The organism is Vibrio sp. 970 (assembly GCF_033339075.1).
In genome coordinates this window covers 1-586 of the sequence record NZ_JAWOTW010000571.1, presented here as the reverse complement: position 1 = coordinate 586, position 586 = coordinate 1, and the positions used below count along the sequence as shown (strand labels likewise).

Here is a 586-nt window from a genome sequence, read left to right as displayed (position 1 = left end):
CAAAACTGAACCTCATCACCGAGGCACCACGGCCTATCGAAACTCATGCTTCCATCGGCGTGAAGTTCTGTGACGGTACAAACTTCCTTGCGCCCCAACGTCTCTCGATACAACGGGAAACTGAGTAAGTGGTTAATCGTCACGTCGTGCCCGTCGGCAAGATAATGCTTATAAACATCAAGGGCTTTACGCTCTCCTAAGCAATACAAGCGCGTGCCTTTCGCATGCGTCACTTTGTGAGGCATGCCGATTGGGTTCCACTCGGAATACGCGTCTGTCCAAGTTTTCAAAGTATCACTGTGCAAAGCCACTGCCACTACGGCGTTGTCGTATGTCTGGTTTTGATAGAGCACCCAACAGCCGTCTTCTATGGTTTGCGCTAATCCACCAGACACTCGCACGTTTTCGGTCGCAAAAGTTTGATACAAAGGATAATCACGACGTTCGATTTGCACGGCAAAACTGATGATGACTTGAGAGTTGCTTTGTAACTGCAGCGAACGTTTGAGCTCGCCACCGTCTATATCGGGAGAGAAAGAATACGCTTGGACGGCAGACGTTAGCGTGGTTTGGTCAAACTCAATCA

At 49.3% G+C, this 586-nt stretch carries 1 protein-coding gene; it reads right to left on the bottom strand.

Annotated elements, in window-relative coordinates; all coding sequences use genetic code 11:
- The coding region (locus tag R7Q11_RS27935; RefSeq protein WP_318094477.1) for an FIST N-terminal domain-containing protein at window positions 1–586 on the bottom strand (586 nt) is incomplete at both ends.